Annotated in this window: 18 protein-coding genes and 2 tRNA genes; 12 read left to right on the plus strand and 8 right to left on the minus strand. The window is 51.8% G+C overall.

Annotated features, from left to right (window positions below; genetic code table 11):
• Positions 1 to 83: 83 nt before the first annotated feature.
• From ACJA3I_RS05830 to ACJA3I_RS05845, 4 genes are all read left to right on the plus strand, one after another.
• A tRNA-Gly gene (locus ACJA3I_RS05830) sits at positions 84 to 159 on the plus strand.
• A 143-nt stretch (positions 160 to 302) separates the two neighbouring features.
• Positions 303 to 1256 carry a GNAT family N-acetyltransferase gene (locus ACJA3I_RS05835; RefSeq protein ID WP_458861672.1) on the plus strand — a complete coding sequence of 318 codons (954 nt, stop codon included), beginning with the start codon at positions 303 to 305 and terminating at the stop codon, positions 1254 to 1256.
• Positions 1249 to 2670 carry an esterase/lipase family protein gene (locus ACJA3I_RS05840; protein ID WP_458861673.1) on the plus strand — a complete coding sequence of 474 codons (1422 nt, stop codon included), beginning with the start codon at positions 1249 to 1251 and terminating at the stop codon, positions 2668 to 2670. Before ACJA3I_RS05835 ends, ACJA3I_RS05840 begins: the two co-directional genes overlap by 8 nt.
• 23 nt (positions 2671 to 2693) lie before the next feature.
• A complete protein-coding gene (locus ACJA3I_RS05845; RefSeq protein ID WP_458861674.1) occupies positions 2694 to 4580 on the plus strand; it encodes a family 10 glycosylhydrolase in 1887 nt (628 codons plus the stop codon).
• 93 nt (positions 4581 to 4673) lie between these two features.
• Here the strand turns inward: ACJA3I_RS05845 and ACJA3I_RS05850 are convergent, their stop codons facing one another.
• Entirely contained in the window at positions 4674 to 5303 is a 630-nt protein-coding gene (locus ACJA3I_RS05850; protein ID WP_458861675.1) for a helix-turn-helix domain-containing protein, read from the minus strand.
• 251 nt (positions 5304 to 5554) lie between these two features.
• Here ACJA3I_RS05850 and ACJA3I_RS05855 point away from each other — a divergent pair, with 251 nt between their 5' ends.
• From ACJA3I_RS05855 to bioA, 4 genes are read left to right on the plus strand one after another with little or no spacing between them, the layout of a single operon-like run.
• Positions 5555 to 6103 (plus strand): biotin transporter BioY, encoded by a 549-nt coding sequence (locus ACJA3I_RS05855; protein ID WP_458861676.1) that lies wholly within the window; start codon positions 5555 to 5557, stop codon positions 6101 to 6103.
• A 3-nt stretch (positions 6104 to 6106) separates the two neighbouring features.
• Complete coding sequence (bioB, locus tag ACJA3I_RS05860; protein WP_458861677.1) at positions 6107 to 7078, plus strand: biotin synthase BioB; 972 nt, start codon at positions 6107 to 6109, stop codon at positions 7076 to 7078.
• A complete protein-coding gene (bioD, locus tag ACJA3I_RS05865; protein ID WP_458861678.1) occupies positions 7071 to 7754 on the plus strand; it encodes a dethiobiotin synthase in 684 nt (227 codons plus the stop codon). The genes bioB and bioD overlap by 8 nt, the downstream gene beginning before the upstream one ends.
• A 10-nt stretch (positions 7755 to 7764) precedes the next feature.
• Entirely contained in the window at positions 7765 to 8961 is a 1197-nt protein-coding gene (gene bioA, locus ACJA3I_RS05870; RefSeq protein ID WP_458861679.1) for an adenosylmethionine--8-amino-7-oxononanoate transaminase, read from the plus strand.
• 1 nt (position 8962) lies between these two features.
• On the opposite strand, the gene ACJA3I_RS05875 is transcribed toward bioA, so the two are convergent.
• Positions 8963 to 9859, minus strand: coding sequence for a LysR substrate-binding domain-containing protein (locus ACJA3I_RS05875; protein WP_458861680.1), 897 nt, complete (start codon positions 9857 to 9859; stop codon positions 8963 to 8965).
• Between the two features lie 108 nt (positions 9860 to 9967).
• On the opposite strand from ACJA3I_RS05875, the gene ACJA3I_RS05880 reads away from it, so the two are divergent.
• Positions 9968 to 10555 carry a chromate transporter gene (locus ACJA3I_RS05880; RefSeq protein WP_458861681.1) on the plus strand — a complete coding sequence of 196 codons (588 nt, stop codon included), beginning with the start codon at positions 9968 to 9970 and terminating at the stop codon, positions 10553 to 10555.
• On the plus strand, positions 10552 to 11124 hold the full coding sequence (locus ACJA3I_RS05885) for a chromate transporter (RefSeq protein WP_458861682.1): 573 nt from the start codon (positions 10552 to 10554) through the stop codon (positions 11122 to 11124). The genes ACJA3I_RS05880 and ACJA3I_RS05885 overlap by 4 nt, the downstream gene beginning before the upstream one ends.
• 80 nt (positions 11125 to 11204) lie before the next feature.
• On the opposite strand, the gene ACJA3I_RS05890 is transcribed toward ACJA3I_RS05885, so the two are convergent.
• The 4 genes from ACJA3I_RS05890 to ACJA3I_RS05905 form a co-directional block, all read right to left on the minus strand.
• Complete coding sequence (locus ACJA3I_RS05890) at positions 11205 to 11759, minus strand: GNAT family N-acetyltransferase (protein WP_458861683.1); 555 nt, start codon at positions 11757 to 11759, stop codon at positions 11205 to 11207.
• 75 nt (positions 11760 to 11834) lie between these two features.
• Complete coding sequence (locus ACJA3I_RS05895) at positions 11835 to 12035, minus strand: hypothetical protein (RefSeq protein WP_458861684.1); 201 nt, start codon at positions 12033 to 12035, stop codon at positions 11835 to 11837.
• 184 nt (positions 12036 to 12219) lie between these two features.
• A tRNA-Pro gene (locus tag ACJA3I_RS05900) sits at positions 12220 to 12295 on the minus strand.
• A 144-nt stretch (positions 12296 to 12439) separates the two neighbouring features.
• Positions 12440 to 13573: an aldo/keto reductase gene (locus ACJA3I_RS05905; protein WP_458861685.1), complete on the minus strand. Its 1134-nt coding sequence runs from the start codon at positions 13571 to 13573 to the stop codon at positions 12440 to 12442.
• Positions 13574 to 13756: 183 nt separating this feature from the next.
• Between ACJA3I_RS05905 and ACJA3I_RS05910 the strand changes: the two genes are divergently transcribed.
• On the plus strand, positions 13757 to 14005 hold the full coding sequence (locus ACJA3I_RS05910) for a Smr/MutS family protein (protein ID WP_458861686.1): 249 nt from the start codon (positions 13757 to 13759) through the stop codon (positions 14003 to 14005).
• Positions 14006 to 14007: 2 nt separating this feature from the next.
• Positions 14008 to 14565, plus strand: coding sequence for a GNAT family N-acetyltransferase (locus ACJA3I_RS05915; protein WP_458861687.1), 558 nt, complete (start codon positions 14008 to 14010; stop codon positions 14563 to 14565).
• Positions 14566 to 14623: 58 nt separating this feature from the next.
• Here ACJA3I_RS05915 and ACJA3I_RS05920 read toward each other — a convergent pair whose 3' ends face one another.
• Positions 14624 to 15004, minus strand: coding sequence for a hypothetical protein (locus tag ACJA3I_RS05920; protein WP_458861688.1), 381 nt, complete (start codon positions 15002 to 15004; stop codon positions 14624 to 14626).
• Between the two features lie 10 nt (positions 15005 to 15014).
• Complete coding sequence (locus ACJA3I_RS05925) at positions 15015 to 16166, minus strand: aldo/keto reductase (protein ID WP_458861689.1); 1152 nt, start codon at positions 16164 to 16166, stop codon at positions 15015 to 15017.
• Positions 16167 to 16175: the final 9 nt, after the last annotated feature.

Consider the following 16175-nt stretch of genomic DNA (forward strand, 5'->3'; position numbering starts at 1 on the left):
GCCCGAAAAAACATGAAAAAAGGGTTGACAAAAGCGGGGCGGTTTGATATTATAATTAAGCGCTCAGCGCTGAAACAAAAAATGCGGATGTAGCTCATCTGGTAGAGCGCCACCTTGCCAAGGTGGAGGTAGCGAGTTCGAGCCTCGTCATCCGCTCCAAAACTAAAATCCATATCAGAGCGATTGCTTTGATATGGATTTTTTGTTATACCATGAATGCAAAACAGAAATGGCATAAAGCGGCCATCGCTGCAGGGCGGGCCGCGAAATATGGAATTTCACACAGAAAGAGGGCAGCGGCAATGAATGAGATTTTTTTGCGAAAGTATCGAGCGGAAGATTTGCCGCAGCTGGCGGAACTTTTTCAAGAGGCTGTGCGTCAAACAAAAGAATATTCCGCGCGTCAGCAAGAAGCGTGGCTGGGCAAAGGCATCGATCTTGAAAAGTGGCATCAAAGCCTTGCGCGGCATGACACGCTTGTGGCGGTAAAAAAAGATCAAGTGATCGGTTTCGGCGACCGCAGCGGTGATTATTTCGACCGGCTTTATGTTTCGCCGGGGCATCAGCGAAGCGGGGCGGCAAGCAGCATCGCTGCGCGGCTGGAAGAAAACGCCCAAAAAGAAGGGCATGACCGCCTGTGGGCGGAAGCTTCGCTTTCGGCGCAGGATTTTTTTAAGAGCCGCGGGTATGAAACGCTGTGGCAGCAAGAAGTTTGCCGCCATGGAGTGTGGCTGCAAAACGCAAGGATGGAAAAAAGGCTTTGCTGCAAAAGCATCGGGCAGGAGCTGCCGCTGTTTTTCCGCCATGCGGTGGCGGCGGATGCGCCGCTTTTGGTGGAACTTCAAAACCGGGCGTTCGAAAGCGATTTTATGAAGTTTGGCTATTGCCCCGCCTATCATGCCGATGCACGGAAAAAGGCGGAAAAAATCGCCGCTTGTCAGGTCGAAACCTATGTGATCCAAATCGGTTTGGAACCGGTCGGTGAGATCAGCATTTCTCAAAAAGAGCAGGACGATTATTTCTTGGGCTGTCTTTGCCTTGTGCCGCGTTGGCAGGGCAGAGGCATCGGCGGCAAGGCTTTGAAGTTTTTGGAAGCCATCAAACCCGGCGCCCGCCGCTGGAGCCTTGTGACCCCGTTTGAAAAAAAGGAAAATCTGCGCTTTTACCGGCAAAACGGTTTTCGGGTGGCGGAGTATGTTCAGGATGGCCCGGTGAAACTGGCTGTTTTAAAGAAACAGGTGAAACACCATGATTGAAATGGGATTTCTGGCGCTTGCGGCGGTGCTGCTCTGCGCGGCTGATTTTAAAAGCAAAAAAGAGCGGATTCATCCCCTTTGGATCATGCTGCTGTTGCCTGCCGCGCTGAATGTGCCGCTGCTGGCGGCGGCCTATATGCGGCATTTTCATGGCCTGGCGGCAGTTTTTGCGTTGATCGTTTTATGCTGCGCCATGTTTTATTTTTGGGTGCGGCTCAACCTTTTTCCTGTGCGCGATCATCTAAAGGTAGGCAGAAGATGCCGCTGGATGATCGGCGGCGTGCCGCTGATCTATGCGCATTTCTATGGGATCGCGTTTGAACTGCTTTTCGCGTGGTATAGCCGCTCATGGTGGGGCGACGGCCGCTTTTCGAAGACTCTTTTGACGGTGAATTTCATTTATGCGGCGGGCTGCTGCGTGGTGCTGGGGGCCGGCGGCCTGCTTCGTATGTTCTGCACTTCGCGGCGGCTGAGCGTTTTGCGGCGCGTGGTGATGCTGCTCACTTTGTGGGTTCCGCTTGTCAACTGGATCGTCTGGTGGCGGGCAGCCAGATTGGTGAAGCTGGAATATGAGTTCGAGTGGGAGAAAAAACTGCTGAATGACACCCGCAGAGAAAAAGATCTCTGCGCCACCCAATATCCTGTTTTGATGCTGCATGGCGTGGCTTTCCGCGATTTCAGATGGTTCCATTATTGGGGCAGGATCCCCGCGGAACTGAAGAAAAACGGCGCGGCGCTTTATTATGGCAATCAGGAAGCGCTGGGCACCGTTGAGCAAAACGGCAGGGATATCGCCCAAAGAATCGAAGAAGTTTTGAAAGTGACCGGCGCCGAAAAGGTGAATTTGGTCTGCCATTCCAAGGGCGGGCTGGATGCCCGCTATGCGGTGACCCATTGCGGCGCGGCGGAAAAGGTGGCATCTGTTACCACCATCAGCACCCCGCATCACGGCTGCAAATTTGCGGATACCGCCACCAAACTGCCGGAAAAGCCTTATCGGCTGCTGGCAAAAATCTATGACGACGCGTTTCGGAGATTCGGCGATCAGCACCCCGATTTTTACAGCGCCACCAAAGCTTTTTGCACAGAGCCCAGCCGCAGGTTCAATGAAGAAACGCCGGATATGCCGGGCGTTTTTTATCAAAGCTATGCTTCGGTGATGAAAAATGCCCGAAGCGATCTGCTGCTGTCGATCCCTTATTGGTTTATTCGGCGCTGCGATGGCGAAAATGATGGCCTTGTCACCATTGATTCCGCGCGCTGGGGTGTTTTTCAAGGGGTGTTTCGCAATGATGCCTCACGCGGTATTTCACACGGAGATATCATCGATCTTCACCGAGAAGATTATCCGCATTTTGATGTGAGAGAAACTTATGTATCGATTTTTTCAAAATTGAAAGAGCAGGGCTTTTAAGCAAAAGACAAAAGGAGAGCATAATGAAACGATTTGGGTTTAAACGATGGATGAGCGGTGTGTTGCTGACCGTGATGCTGTTAACGGGCGCCTGCGGCGCGGCGGGCATCCAAAGCAACGCCAAAGAGGGCATGAAAGCGGTTTGGGTATCCACCGTTTATCAGTTGGATTATCCTTCGGGCAACACCGATGACCCCGCGCGGTTGAAAGCGGAAGCCGACAGCATTTTGGAAAACAGCAAGGCGATGGGCATGAACGCGGTCATGCTTCAGGTAAGGCCTTCGACGGATGCTTTTTACCCTTCGTCGATTTTCCCCTGGAGCCGTTATCTGACGGGGCAGGCGGGCAAGGCGCCGAAAGATCAATTCGATCCGCTGGCTTACTGGGTGGAAAAGGCCCATGCGCTGGGTCTGGAGCTTCACGCCTGGATCAATCCTTATCGCATCACCAAAGCAAAAACAGAAGAATATAACGCCCTGCCCGATTCTTCGCCCGCCAAGCAGCATCCCGAATGGGTGGTGCTTCAGGCAGACGGCAACTATTATTTCGACCCCGGCATCCCTGAGGTGCGCGAAATGGTCATCAAGGGTGCCGAAGAGATCGTTGCCAATTATGCCGTGGATGGCCTGCATCTGGATGATTATTTTTATCCGAACAAGACCTTCTTGGATGAAGCCACCTTTGCAAAATATGGCGCGGGATATCAGAGCATCGGCGATTGGCGCCGCGAAAATGTGAATCTGCTGGTCAAAGAACTGGGGCAGCGCCTGCACAAACTGAACCCCAAAATTTCTTATGGCATCAGCCCCGCCGGCATCTGGGCCAATCAAAAGAACCAGCCCGAAGGCTCCAAGACCAACGGTTATGAAACATATTATAACAACTATGCCGACAGCCGCAAATGGGTGAAAGAGGGATGGATCGATTATATCTGCCCCCAGCTTTACTGGGTCATCGGCAACACCAGCGCCGATTACGGCGAGCTGGCCCAATGGTGGAGCAAGGTGGCAGAGGGAACAGGCGTGAAGCTTTATATCGGCATGGCCGATTATCAGGCCTGCAATACCAACCCTTCTTCGCCATGGTATGGCACGGATGCCATCCGCGCGCAGCTTGATAAAAACCGCCAGCTGAAGGTCGCGGGCGAAGTGCATTTTCGCTATCAGCTGATGGCGCAGAAACCGCAGCTTGTGGAACTTTATCGCCAATATTATGCGAACAGCCAGCCCCCTTCGGAAGGCGGAACAACGCAAAGCGGCGTGCAGCTGAACAAAACACAGCATATGGCCTATATGCAGGGGAGCGGCGGAAAATTCGAGCCCCAGAGCAATCTGACCCGCGCCCAGGCTGTCACGATGCTGGCAAGGCTTACGGTGGATGCTTCGGGCAACAGCCTTTTTCAGGATGGAAATGTGAAAACTGCCTTTTCGGATGTTCCGCAGGAAGCATGGTATAGCGCCGAAGTGGCGTTCGCCGCGAAATACGGCATTGTGAAAGGTTATGCGGACGGCACCTTCAAGCCCGATCAAACCATCACAAGGGCGGAATTCATCAAAATGATCGCGGGCTATCAGACGCTTTCCGGCGCTTCGGCCGCCGCTTTCAGCGATGTGCCCGCAAATTACTGGGCCGCCAAAGAGATCGGTTGGGCGCAAAGCCAGGGCTGGGCCGGCGGTTATGAAGACGGCACTTTCAGGCCGCAGAACAAGATCACCCGCGCCGAAGCCGTGAAGCTGCTCAACGGCGCGCTGGATCGAAAGCCCGATGTGGAGCGCATACAGGCCATGGGCAGCCTATCTTTTGCGGATGTGCCCATGACGCACTGGGCCTATTATGAAATCATGGAAGCCGCGGTTTCGCACGATTATTATAAGCATGACGGCGGCGAAAGCTGGAAAACAGCTATTTGACTGTTTGCCTTATAGAATTTATAGAATAGAGAAAGAAACCCCCGAAGCTTTGGTTTTCCAAGGCTTCGGGGGCTTTTTTTCTGGGCCGACGGATCACAGGCGCATCGAAAAAAGGCCATGGTGGTTACAGTAGGCATACAGCATGCCATGGCCGCGCAGAAAGAAGCGTGTTTCCGCATTTTGCTCGGGATAAAGGCGCACGATCTGCGCACGGTCGCCCGAAACAAAGGCGATGAACCGGATGAAATGATTTTTTGTCATGGGGTGATCCATGGTGACATACCATTCGTTTTCGATATGTTCCGCTTTGATGCAATGGGCTTCCTCCGCCGCTTCGGCTTCTAAGGGCGGAAGTGTGACGCCGCAGCAGGAAAAGGAACCTTCGCCGCTGGCCCACAGCACATTGCCGCAGACGGGGCAGACATAAAACTTGCTGCGCAGCAGATTGGCCGAACGGTTCTGGTTGATGACGCATTCGCCCGAAAGCAGTTCGGCAACCGAAACATTCAGCGCGGCGGCCAGCGGCTCTAAAAGCACGATGTCGGGCAGTCCGCGGTTGGTTTCCCATTTTGAAATGGTTTTATCGCTCAGGCAAAGCTGTTCGGCCAGCTGTTTTTGGGTAAGTTTTTTTTGCTCGCGCAGCCGGCGGATGGTGTCACCCGTTACATAATGGTTCATGGTATATTCTCGCTTTCGTTGATTGATTCTTCTTGAAATCAGCATAACCGAAAACCGCCCAAAGCGCAACCTACGCTGCGCAGAGTGGGAAGAAAGTGCAAAGCAAAGACCGGCGATTTTCAGAGATGGAAGCGGAAGACGGAAGCAGAAGCGGGTGAACAGACAAAGGTAAAAAATCTTCATTTTGGCTGGGATAATTTTTAAAAACTATTGTAAACTGAATGATAATTTTAAGTTGACATAGAAGTCTGGATTCGATAAACTGAATGTAAACCAAAATTCAAAAGGAGATTTACATGAGCAAAACTAAAAATATCGTGCTGATCGCCATTTTCACTGCGCTGATCGCCGCCGGCGCTTTTATCAAAATCGCGGTGCCGGTGGTGCCGTTCACGCTGCAATTCCTGTTTACAACGCTTGCGGGCCTTTTGCTGGGGGCGAGGCTGGGGGGCATCAGCGTGATTTGCTATATTGCGCTGGGGCTGCTGGGGCTTCCTATTTTTGCGGGCGGCGGCGGGCCGGGTTATGTTCTTCAGCCCACCTTTGGCTATTTGCTGGGGTTCGCAGCGGGCACATGGGTCACGGGCAAGCTTGCAGGCCAAACGGCAAATCCTTCACTGAAACGGCTGATCGCGGCCAATTTTGCGGGCCTTTTGGTGGTTTATGCCATGGGCATGGTCTATTACTGGGCAATTTATCGGTTTTATATCGGGACAGGCATTGGGCTGTGGACTTTATTTCTCTATTGCTTTTTGCTGGCGGTTCCCGGCGATCTTGTTTTGTGCATATTGGCGGCGGTCTTGGGAAAACGCCTGCTGCCTGTTTTAAAGAAAGGAAGGGTTTGATCAATGGATACGGTTGAAAAACTGAAACAGCAGGTTTTAGAGGGGGCGCTTTTAAACCGTGAGCAAGCGCTTTTGCTGGCGCAGGAACCCCTTGAACCGTTATGCCGCGCGGCAGATGAGATCAGACAGGCATTTTGCCGAAATGCTTTTGACCTTTGCACGATCATCAACGGCAAATGCGGCCGCTGTTCGGAAGATTGCAAATATTGCGCGCAATCGATGCATTATCAAACCCAAATCGAAGAATATCCGCTGCTGGATACCGATGAAATCGTCAAACAGGCCGAAGAGAATGCGCGGCGCGGCGTTTTGCGCTATTCCATCGTCACTTCCGGCAGAAGGCTTGGGCAGGGGGAGATCGAAAAAGTTTGTGAAAGCATCCGCGCCATTCGTCAGAAGGGAAACATCGAGGTCTGTGTTTCTTTCGGGCTTTTAAACGAAGAAGATTTCAGAAAAATCAAAGCCGCAGGCGCAAGCCGCGTTCATTGCAATCTGGAAACTTCCCGCGATTATTTTTCAAAAGTATGCACAACGCATAGCTATGATGAAAAAATAGAAACCCTGAAAGCGGCACGGCGCGCGGGGCTTTCGGTTTGCAGCGGCGGCATTATGGGCCTGGGCGAAACAAGGGAAGACCGCATCGACATGGCGCTCACACTGCGCGAACTGGGGGTCAAATCGATTCCTGTGAATTTTTTGAACCCCATCAAGGGAACGCCCTATGAACACAACCCCCTTTTGAGCGATGAAGAAAAGCGGCGGGTGATCGCTGTTTTTCGTTTTCTGCTGCCGGATGCTTCGGTTCGCCTTGCGGGGGGCAGAGGGCTGATCGCCGATAAAGGGGAAGCGTGTTTTCTTTCGGGCGCCAACGCCGCCATATCGGGCGATATGCTGACCACCGCGGGCATCACCGTTGAAACGGACAGACGGCTTTTAGAAAAACTGGGGTATGAAGTGAGGCTTTTCAATGAGTAAAAATCTTTTTATTACAGGCACAGGCACCGATATCGGCAAAACTTATGTGACCGGCTTGATCGTGAAAAAGCTGAAGGAAAGCGGCAGATCGGCGGGATATTTCAAAGCCGCTATGAGCGGCAACGATCGGGCTGCCGATGGAACGCTGATCCCCGGCGACGCGATGTTTGTGAAAGCCATGGCAGGCATCGATCAGCCGATTGCATCCATGTGCCCCTATGTTTATGAGACCGCGGTTTCTCCGCATCTGGCCGCGCAGCTGGAAGGGAACCCCGTTCGCTTTGAAACGGTGAAGCGGGCGTTTGAAGCGGCTGCACAAAAGGTGGAATATCTGACCATCGAAGGCAGCGGGGGCATCCTTTGCCCGCTTTCGGTGGAAGAGCCCTTGCAGCTGGAAGATGTGATCCGGCGCATGGGGTTTTCCTGTGTGATCGTGGCGGATGCCGGGCTTGGCACCATCAACCATGTGGGGCTGACGGCCTTTTATATGCGCGAAAAAAAGATCCCCGTGAAAGGGATCATTTTCAACCGTTTTCATCCGGGCGACCGTTTGCAGGAAGACAACCTGAAAATGTGTGAGAACCTGACAGGGCTGAAAGTGCTTGCCTGTGTGGCCGAAAACGACACAGATTTGAAAATAGATGCGCAGGCGCTGGCCGCCCTATATGAAGATTGAGGTGAACAACATGATTTGGTATCCTTATCAGCAAATGAAAACAATGCCGCCCCCACTTCGCATTACCAAAGCCGAAGGCGTTTATCTTTATACAGAAGATCAGAAGCTGATCGATTCGGTTTCCTCCTGGTGGAGCGTGATCCATGGTTATCATCATCCCGCGCTGGATGATGCGATACGCGGCCAGCTGGAACACTTTGCCCATGTGATGCTGGGCGGCCTCACCCATGAACCCGTGGAGCGGCTGGCGGAAAAATTGGAAAACTGGCTGCCGGGCGATTTGAATTATTGCTTCTTTTCCGATTCGGGCAGTGTGGCGGTGGAAGTGGCGCTGAAGATGGCGCTGCAATTTTATGTGAACCGGGGCGACAGGCGCGATTTGGTGCTTGCGCTGAAGCATGCCTATCACGGCGACACCTTCAAAGCCATGGAAGTGGGGGATGATGAAGATTATCACTTCGCTTTTGCCGAAAAGAAGGGTGTGGTGCATATTCCCACCGAGATCGAACAGCTTGAACAGGCTTTTCAAAAAAACGGCGATCGTTTTTACTGCATGATCGTGGAACCGCTGCTGCAGGGCGCGGGCGGCATGCGGATGTATGATCTTTCGTTTTTGCAGCGGGCGAGGGAATTATGCGATCAGCATGGCGTTCTGCTGATTTTTGATGAAGTGGCCACCGGATTCGGCCGAACAGGCAACCGCTTTGTGGCGGATCTGGTGCTGCCCGATATTCTGGTGCTGGGTAAGGCACTGACCGGCGGTTACATCGGCCACGCGGCAACGGTGGCAAACCAAAAGGTCTATGACGGTTTCTATAGCGACGACCCTTCAAAGGCGCTGATGCATGGGCCGACTTTTATGGGGAACGCGCTGGCTTGCAGCGTGGCGCTGAAATCCATCGAGCTGTTTGAAACCGAAGATTATATGGCAAAAATCAAAAAAATCGAGCAGATCACAAGGCGCGAAATGGCCGGATTCACCGCGCCTGAGGTCAGGGAAGTGCGCATCATGGGCGGCTGTGTCTGCCTTGAGGTTTTTGATGCGGGCTCACTGAAAGGGTTTCAACAGTTTGCCCGTGAAAGAGGGGTTTTCAGCCGCCCGTTTTTAAATTATCTTTATGCCATGGTGCCTTATGTGATCGAAGAAGAAGCGCTGGTCACTGTGCTTAAAACCATGAAAGCATGGTTTTTCAGAAATGAAAAATAAATTATTCCCCCAGATCGGCTTCCGGCGGGGCTGCTTCGCAAAGGGCCATGAAAGCTTGCAGCATGGGGGAAAGATACTTATTGCGATGCCAGACGATCATATGCTGGCGCGACAGATCCACATCGGCAATGTCTTTTGTCAAGACATTGCCGTTTTTGATATCTTCTTCCACCAGCTGATGGGGCAGAAGCGAGATGCCCAGCCCATAATGGACGGCTTTGAGAATGGCATGGGTGCTGATGCTGACGGTGGCAGGGCGAAGCGGCAGCCCGCGGGAGGCAAACACATGCTCTAAAAAAGTGCGCCCGGCGCTGCCTTCTTCACGCATCAATAAGGGATAAGCAACCAGATCATTCAGAAGGACCCGGTCTTTTTGCAGCAGCGGATGGTCTGGCGGCGTGATCAGCCGAAGCTGATCATGGGAAAACACCTGGTAGCAAAGATCGGGGTCATCGATGGTGCTTTCGATCAGCGCGATATCCAGCTTGTTTTGGGCCAGCGCCGCCTGCAAAGCGCCGGCGTTCAAAATCATACATTCCACGCGCACATGAGGATATTGCTGTTGAAAGCGCACCAACAGCTGCGGCAGGGCATGGTTGCCGATGGTGATGGTGGCGCCCACGCGCAAAACCCCGAAACTGTCGCCCTGATAAAGGCCTTTTTCCAAAGAATCAAACGAATCGACGATATGAACGGCCTGCTGATACAGCAGCTTGCCCATTTCTGTGACGGAAAGACGGTGATTGATGCGCTCGAACAGCCGAACGCCGTAATGATGCTCGATCTCTTGAATGGAACGGGTCACCGCGGGCTGTGTCATATGCAGCAGGGCGGCGGCTTTGGTGATATTTTGCGTTTGATAAACCTGAATGAAGATGCGCATATGCCGAAGCGTCATAATAAATCCTCTATCATATCAGTTTAGTTATTGTTTTAATAAAATAATAGCATTTCTATAATTATAATGCAAGTGATACAATAACAAGGAAAAGAAAGGGATGAAGAGATGGAAACAGAACCCAAAAAGATGGGGAAAGGGCGCTTGCTGCTGACCCTTTTCTGGAGCAATTTTTATATCAGCGCATTTACCTTTGGCGGCGGCTTTGTTATTATCACTTTTATGAAGCGAAAATATGTGGATGAACTGCATTGGCTGAACGAAAATGAAATGTTGGATCTCACGGCGCTGGCGCAATCGGCGCCCGGAGCCATTGCTGTGAACACCTCTATACTGGTGGGCTGGCGCATGGGCGGATTTGTGGGGATGCTGGTGGCTGTGCTGGGCACGATTTTGCCGCCGATGATTATTCTTTCGGTCATCTCCTTTTTCTATGCCGCGTTTGCCACCAACCGCTATGTGGGATATCTGCTCAAAGGGATGCAGGCCGGCGTGGCGGCGGTGATTTTTGATGTGGTGTTCCAACTGGGCGGCAAAGTGGTGGAAGGCCGGAACAAGCAGAATATCATCATGATGGTATTGGCTTTCTGCGCGACCTTTTTCTTTAAAATCAATGTGGTCTATATTATTTTGGCGGCGGCGCTCATTGGCGTTGTCAAAGTGTTGGCCGCCCGCAGAAAGGGGGCAAAACAATGATCTATCTTCAGCTGTTTTGGAGCTTTCTGCAAATCGGGCTGTTCAGCATCGGCGGCGGATATGCGGCGCTGCCGTTGATCCAAAGCCAGGTGGTGGCTTATCACGGATGGCTCACCATGAGCGAATTCACCGATCTGATCACCATTGCCGAAATGACGCCGGGGCCTATCGCCATCAATTCGGCTACCTTTGTGGGGATTCGCATTGCGGGCATCCCCGGGGCGCTGCTTGCCACCTTCGGGTCGATTTTCCCTTCGCTGTTCATTGTTTCTCTGCTGGCCTATCTTTATAAGCGGTTCAAAGACGGCAGCACCCTGCAAACCATTTTGGGATGCCTGCGCCCCACCGTGGTGGCGCTCATTGCTTCGGCAGGCATTTCTATTTTAAATTTGGTGCTGTTTGCAGGCAAAGGCGTGCATCTGAGCTCTGTCAATTGGATGGGCGCGGTTTTGTTCGCGGGCGCGTTTGTTATTTTGAGAAAGCTGAAATGGAGCCCCATTCTGGTGATGGTATGCTGCGGGGTTATCGGGCTGGCCGTTTCCACTATAACACCGCTATTGTTTGGTTAAGCGAAACAACAGAATAAGAATATAAAAAAGAGCGGGGCAACAAGCCGCGCTCTTTTATTTTTGTGTATGCACAAGTAAAATCATATTTTGCGTTTATCGCAGTGATTGGCCTGAAGCAAGGCTTCTTTTGTTTCATGTTTGACCGCGGGTGGAATGCAATAGATCCATGAATGAATTTTTTCGGCATAACATTCCCGATGGAAACCAAGCTTTTGCAAAAGCCCGATGCTGGGCAGGTTCTCCCCTTCCACCAGCGCCACCAGTTCAAAATCAGGATAACTGCGCTGAATTTCGGGAATCAGGGCGGATAAGATTTCAAAAGCGAAGCCCTGCCGATGGTATCGATAAGAAATGGTGTAGCCCAAGGTGATACATTTTTCGGCCGCATTATAAAAATAGGCGATATCGCCGATCAAACGGCCGTTTTTTAAGCTGATGGCATAATGCTGCTGCGGCGCGTCAGATAGAAAAATATCCTTTTGATAGCGGTCGATGAAGGTCTTCAGATATTCTTTTGAAGTATCTTCCCAGCGCTGAAAGTGGGAACAGGCTTCGGCATTTCGGTAATCAAACAGTTCCTCCAGATCATCCGCGTTTAAATTGCGCAAAATAAGCCGCTCGGTTTGAGATATCATGGGAAACCCTCCCCTAAATAACAACTTTATCGGCAAGATCCCATAAAAAGATGGATCGAGCGTTTGCAAAATCGATCATTCATCGCGATCATCGTCATCCTGCTGTTTTTCTTTTTTGCCAATGGGCATATTTCCCATAGCGACCCCAAAGCATAAGCCGATGCCGATGCCCAGCGCGAGCTGATCAAAGAGAATGCCGAAAGCCACGCCGAAGCATAAGCCCAGCGGCAGGCCCAGTTGAAAACCGTTTTGCTCATCGTGATCTGATTTTTTCATGAATACACCTCATATCTTGTAAGAAAGCCTAAGGCCGGCAAGCCTCCGGATTTGTGACACCATGGATGATATCAGGAAACCGGCGCCGCAGGCGGGCCGTGAAATGGATACAGCAACTGTATGCAATCATTATATCATGAAAAAAGCAAAGAAAAAAGCCGCCGATCTGTTAATCGACGGCTTTTGGTCGGAGTATCGGGATTTGAACCCGAGGCCTCTTGGTCCCGAACCAAGCGCGCTACCAGCTGCGCTATACCCCGTAATGCCAAAACTTACTTGGATAGTATACCGCGAAAGCCGGTGTTTGTCAAGGCAAAAATCAGGCTTTCGGCGGCCGGAAACGGAGAAAAAACACCCCGAAGACTTTATCTTTCAATAAAATCTTCGGGGCAAAAATGCAAAGGTTAGCCTTTCAGTTTTTCATAAAGCGCCGTGACTTCCTGCATCTTATCGGGGATCTGGATGCTTTGGGGGCACTGGGTCATGCACTGGCCGCAGGCCACACAATGGGAAGCATGCTTGTCTTCGCCCAGGGCTTCATATTCTTCGATGAACTGAGCCTTGTTTTCTGTGGTGGCATAATGGTTATAAATTTTGAAGACGGCGGGGATATCTACGCCGGCCGGGCAATCCATGCAATAGCGGCATCCTGTGCAGGGGATTGTTTTGCTGCGCCGATAGGCTTCCACCGCTTTATCGATAACGGCATATTCTTCGGCTGAGAGGGGCTTAAAGTTTTCCATGGTGTGGATATTGTCTTTCACCTGTTCCATGGTGCTCATGCCGCTGAGAACCGTTAAAACGGCGGGGTTGGAAGCGGCATAGCGCAGCGCCCAGGAAGCGGGGGAAACAGAGGCGTCGGCTTTTTTGAAAATGTCGATGGCTTCGGGGCAAAGGGTATGCAGCGCGCCGCCGCGAACGGGTTCCATCACGATCACCTGCAGGCCGCGGGCGGTGATCATTTCATATTCTTCCTTGGCTTTCTGTGTTTCCCAATCATAATAGTTCAGCTGGATCTGCACAAAATCCCAGGAATAGGCATCCAGAATCTCTTCCAGCATATCCAGTGTTCCATGGAAAGAGAAGCCCAGATGGCGAATGCGGCCGGCTTCTTTTTCTTTTGTCATGGTTTCAAAAATGTGGTTTTTCTGGATGATATGCAGGCGGTCGCGGTTGAGCGCATGGCAGAGGTAATAATCAAAATATTCCGTTTGGCATTTCTTCAGCTGTTCTTCGAAATATTTGGTGGTATCGGCGGGTTCGTTGATCAGCCAGACAGGCAGTTTGCTGACCAGATGATAGCTTTCACGGGGATATTTTTTCAAAGCTTCGCCGATAAACAGCTCGCTTTTGCCCTCGTGATAAGGATAAGCGGTGTCAAAATAATTCACACCGTGGGCATAGGCATAATCGATCATTGCCTGCGCCTGAGGAATATCGATATCGGATTTCTCAGGATCGATCTTGGGCAGACGCATGCAGCCAAAGCCCAGCAAAGAAACTTGATCCGTGGAATCTTTATAAGTTCTGCAAATCATAATTGGGTTCCTCCCTTATTCATGTGATTCATCACATATTCAGTACCTTTACTATAACAGCAATCCCCCTCTGTTTTCAAGATGAAATTTTTGAATTTTTTTACTGGTGCTGAATTTTTTTGACAGGGCGGTATGATTTTGTTATGATAAGAACGATTTTTTCACAGGGAGATAACAAAAGCGATGGAAACAGAAAAAACGGTGGATCTGCATGGGATGCAGGTGCAGGAAGCCAAACGATATATCGAGCGCTATCTGATGGCGCTGCCTTCTTCGGTGATGCAGGTGCGGGTGATCCATGGCGGGAATGGGCAGAATCCCCTGGCGCTGATGGTGCGCAAGATCAAAAGCCCGCGTCTTTCGCGCCGAATTCTGACCATGAATCCGGGTGAAACACTGCTGCTGCTCAAAAACCAGAAAGAAGGAAAATAGAAATGGAAAACACCATTTTCACCACTGCGCGGCTTGTTTTGCGCCCCACGGAAGAGAGCTTGGCGCAGATGGTCTGCGATTATCTGAAAAGAAACCGCGATTATTTAAAACCCTTTGAACCTGTCAGAGAAGAAGAATATTTTTCGCCGGCTTTTCAGCAGCGGCGGCTGGCCGCGGAAGCAGAGGCGTTCCAACAGGGCACCTCGCTTTTGTGGTGGATCTTTTTGAAAGAAAGACCCGAGCGGGTGATCGGCTCTGCGCATTTGAGCCAAATTGCCAAAGGGGCGTTCTGTTCCTGCTTCCTGGGCTATCAGATCGATGAAACACAGCGGGGCAAAGGCCTGATGCCCGAAGCGCTGGCGCCCGTGATCTGCCACGCGTTTGAACAGCGAGGGCTGCACCGCATCGAGGCCAATGTGATGCCCCGAAATCAGGCTTCACGGCGGGTGCTTGAAAAACTGGAATTCGAATACGAGGGCCGCTCGCGGGATTATTTGCGCATCAACGGAAGATGGGAAGATCATCTTCATTTTGCCAAATTAAACGATAAGGCCCAATAAAAAGATAAAGCGAAAGGCTGCCGCGGTAAAATGCGGCAGCCTTTTTGACGGCAGAAGTCTATTTGGGGGAGGGGGGCGCTTCACGGGGCGGCAGCAGGGCGCGGGCAAGGCAGAAGCCGGCCAGCAGCCCATAGAGATAATAAGAAGAGATCACAGGGTAAATATAAGCGCCATAAGTAAGCGGCAGACGATAGCCGAACAGCAAAAGCAACACGGCGCCAAGATAGCCAGGATGAAGATATTTATCACCGAGGACCCATTTTCTGCCGCGGGCGCCCAGCAGAATGCCGCCAAGAATGCCGCAGAAGATCAATAAGAAGACCTGCCGTGATTCCTGACTGTGGGTTTTCAAAAAATAGGTGCCGCCAAACAGCAGCAAGGTATAAACAGAGCCCAATAAAAAGCCGCATAAATTTCGGCGTGTGATCGATAGTTTCATCGCTTCACCTTTATTTTCCGAAAACCTGAGCGGCCTGCGCCATACGGCTTGAAATAGGAACACCGAAGGGGCAGCGCGCTTCACAGGCGCGGCAGGCAAGACATTCAGAGGCGTGGTGGGCCAAAGAATCATAATGGGCGTTCACCGTGGCCGAAGAACCGCCGGCGGCCTGGGCCAGATCAAAAAGCTTGTTGATCTGGGCGATATTCAGCCGTGCGGGGCAGGGCAGACAGTGGTTGCAATACATACATTTGCCCTTTAAGGAAAATTGCGGGGTGGAAGCCAGAAGCACGGAATAATCTTTTTCTTCATCGGAAGCGGTTTCATATTCCAGCGCCTGCCGCAGTTCCGCCGCCGAGCGCACGCCCACCAGAACGCTGCCCACGGCGGGGCGGGTCATGGCGTAGTGAATGCATTGGGCGGGGGTCAGAGCAAGGCCGAAGGGGCTGCGGGAAGCATCCAGCAGTGAACCCGCGGCCAGCGATTTCATTACCGTGATGCCGATGTTCGCATTTTCGCAGGCGCGATAAAATTCATCGCGGCGGGGATGAACGCCGAACAGCGGCTGCTGATAGGTCTTTTCATCAAACAAAGGCTCTGTGGAACCCAAACCTTCGGGCAGAAGGTCATAAGCGGGGTTGATGCTGAACAGAACCACATCGATCACGCCGCTTTCCACGGCGCGCAGGCCGATAGCCGCATCGTGGGTGCTGATGCCAAGGGTGCGCAGCGCGCCCTGCTTTTTCAGCGATAGAGCATAATCGACGATGCCGTGATCGAACACGGCGTCGAATTCTTCATCGGTGTCGATACAGTGAAGCATGCCGATATCGATATAATCGGTATCCAGCCGCCGCAGCAGATCTTCAAAAAAGCGCTTGTTGTCGGCTAAATCGCGGGAACGGCCATATTGGCCGTTTTTCCAGACTGCGCCGAAATGCCCCTGCAGGATCATACGCTGGCGTCGGCCTTTTAAAGCGCGGCCGATATCGCTGCGCACCTGCGGTTCCGACATAAAAACATCAACGATGTTGATGCCGCCTTCGAAAGCAGCGTCGAAAACCGAGCAGATGGTTTCATAGGGCAGGGTTTCCAGATGTTCACAGCCCAGACCGATTTCGCTGACTTGCAGGCCCGAGCGGCCCAGTAAACGGTAATTCATGGTCAAAAC

Origin of the sequence: Acidaminobacterium chupaoyuni, from assembly GCF_047936785.1 — a bacterium.
Taxonomy (GTDB): Bacteria; Bacillota; Clostridia; order Oscillospirales; family Butyricicoccaceae; genus Acidaminobacterium; species Acidaminobacterium chupaoyuni.

What these genes read in the sequence shown, in the direction of transcription:
- ACJA3I_RS05835 (WP_458861672.1), top strand. Translation starts at nt 303, where the DNA reads ATGAATGAGATTTTTTTGCGAAAGTATCGAGCGGAAGATTTGCCGCAG.
- ACJA3I_RS05840 (WP_458861673.1), top strand. Translation starts at nt 1,249, where the DNA reads ATGATTGAAATGGGATTTCTGGCGCTTGCGGCGGTGCTGCTCTGCGCG.
- ACJA3I_RS05845 (WP_458861674.1), top strand. Translation starts at nt 2,694, where the DNA reads ATGAAACGATTTGGGTTTAAACGATGGATGAGCGGTGTGTTGCTGACC.
- ACJA3I_RS05850 (WP_458861675.1), bottom strand. Translation starts at nt 5,303, where the DNA reads ATGCTGATTTCAAGAAGAATCAATCAACGAAAGCGAGAATATACCATG.
- ACJA3I_RS05855 (WP_458861676.1), top strand. Translation starts at nt 5,555, where the DNA reads ATGAGCAAAACTAAAAATATCGTGCTGATCGCCATTTTCACTGCGCTG.
- bioB (WP_458861677.1), top strand. Translation starts at nt 6,107, where the DNA reads ATGGATACGGTTGAAAAACTGAAACAGCAGGTTTTAGAGGGGGCGCTT.
- bioD (WP_458861678.1), top strand. Translation starts at nt 7,071, where the DNA reads ATGAGTAAAAATCTTTTTATTACAGGCACAGGCACCGATATCGGCAAA.
- bioA (WP_458861679.1), top strand. Translation starts at nt 7,765, where the DNA reads ATGATTTGGTATCCTTATCAGCAAATGAAAACAATGCCGCCCCCACTT.
- ACJA3I_RS05875 (WP_458861680.1), bottom strand. Translation starts at nt 9,859, where the DNA reads ATGACGCTTCGGCATATGCGCATCTTCATTCAGGTTTATCAAACGCAA.
- ACJA3I_RS05880 (WP_458861681.1), top strand. Translation starts at nt 9,968, where the DNA reads ATGGAAACAGAACCCAAAAAGATGGGGAAAGGGCGCTTGCTGCTGACC.
- ACJA3I_RS05885 (WP_458861682.1), top strand. Translation starts at nt 10,552, where the DNA reads ATGATCTATCTTCAGCTGTTTTGGAGCTTTCTGCAAATCGGGCTGTTC.
- ACJA3I_RS05890 (WP_458861683.1), bottom strand. Translation starts at nt 11,759, where the DNA reads ATGATATCTCAAACCGAGCGGCTTATTTTGCGCAATTTAAACGCGGAT.
- ACJA3I_RS05895 (WP_458861684.1), bottom strand. Translation starts at nt 12,035, where the DNA reads ATGAAAAAATCAGATCACGATGAGCAAAACGGTTTTCAACTGGGCCTG.
- ACJA3I_RS05905 (WP_458861685.1), bottom strand. Translation starts at nt 13,573, where the DNA reads ATGATTTGCAGAACTTATAAAGATTCCACGGATCAAGTTTCTTTGCTG.
- ACJA3I_RS05910 (WP_458861686.1), top strand. Translation starts at nt 13,757, where the DNA reads ATGGAAACAGAAAAAACGGTGGATCTGCATGGGATGCAGGTGCAGGAA.
- ACJA3I_RS05915 (WP_458861687.1), top strand. Translation starts at nt 14,008, where the DNA reads ATGGAAAACACCATTTTCACCACTGCGCGGCTTGTTTTGCGCCCCACG.
- ACJA3I_RS05920 (WP_458861688.1), bottom strand. Translation starts at nt 15,004, where the DNA reads ATGAAACTATCGATCACACGCCGAAATTTATGCGGCTTTTTATTGGGC.
- ACJA3I_RS05925 (WP_458861689.1), bottom strand. Translation starts at nt 16,166, where the DNA reads ATGAATTACCGTTTACTGGGCCGCTCGGGCCTGCAAGTCAGCGAAATC.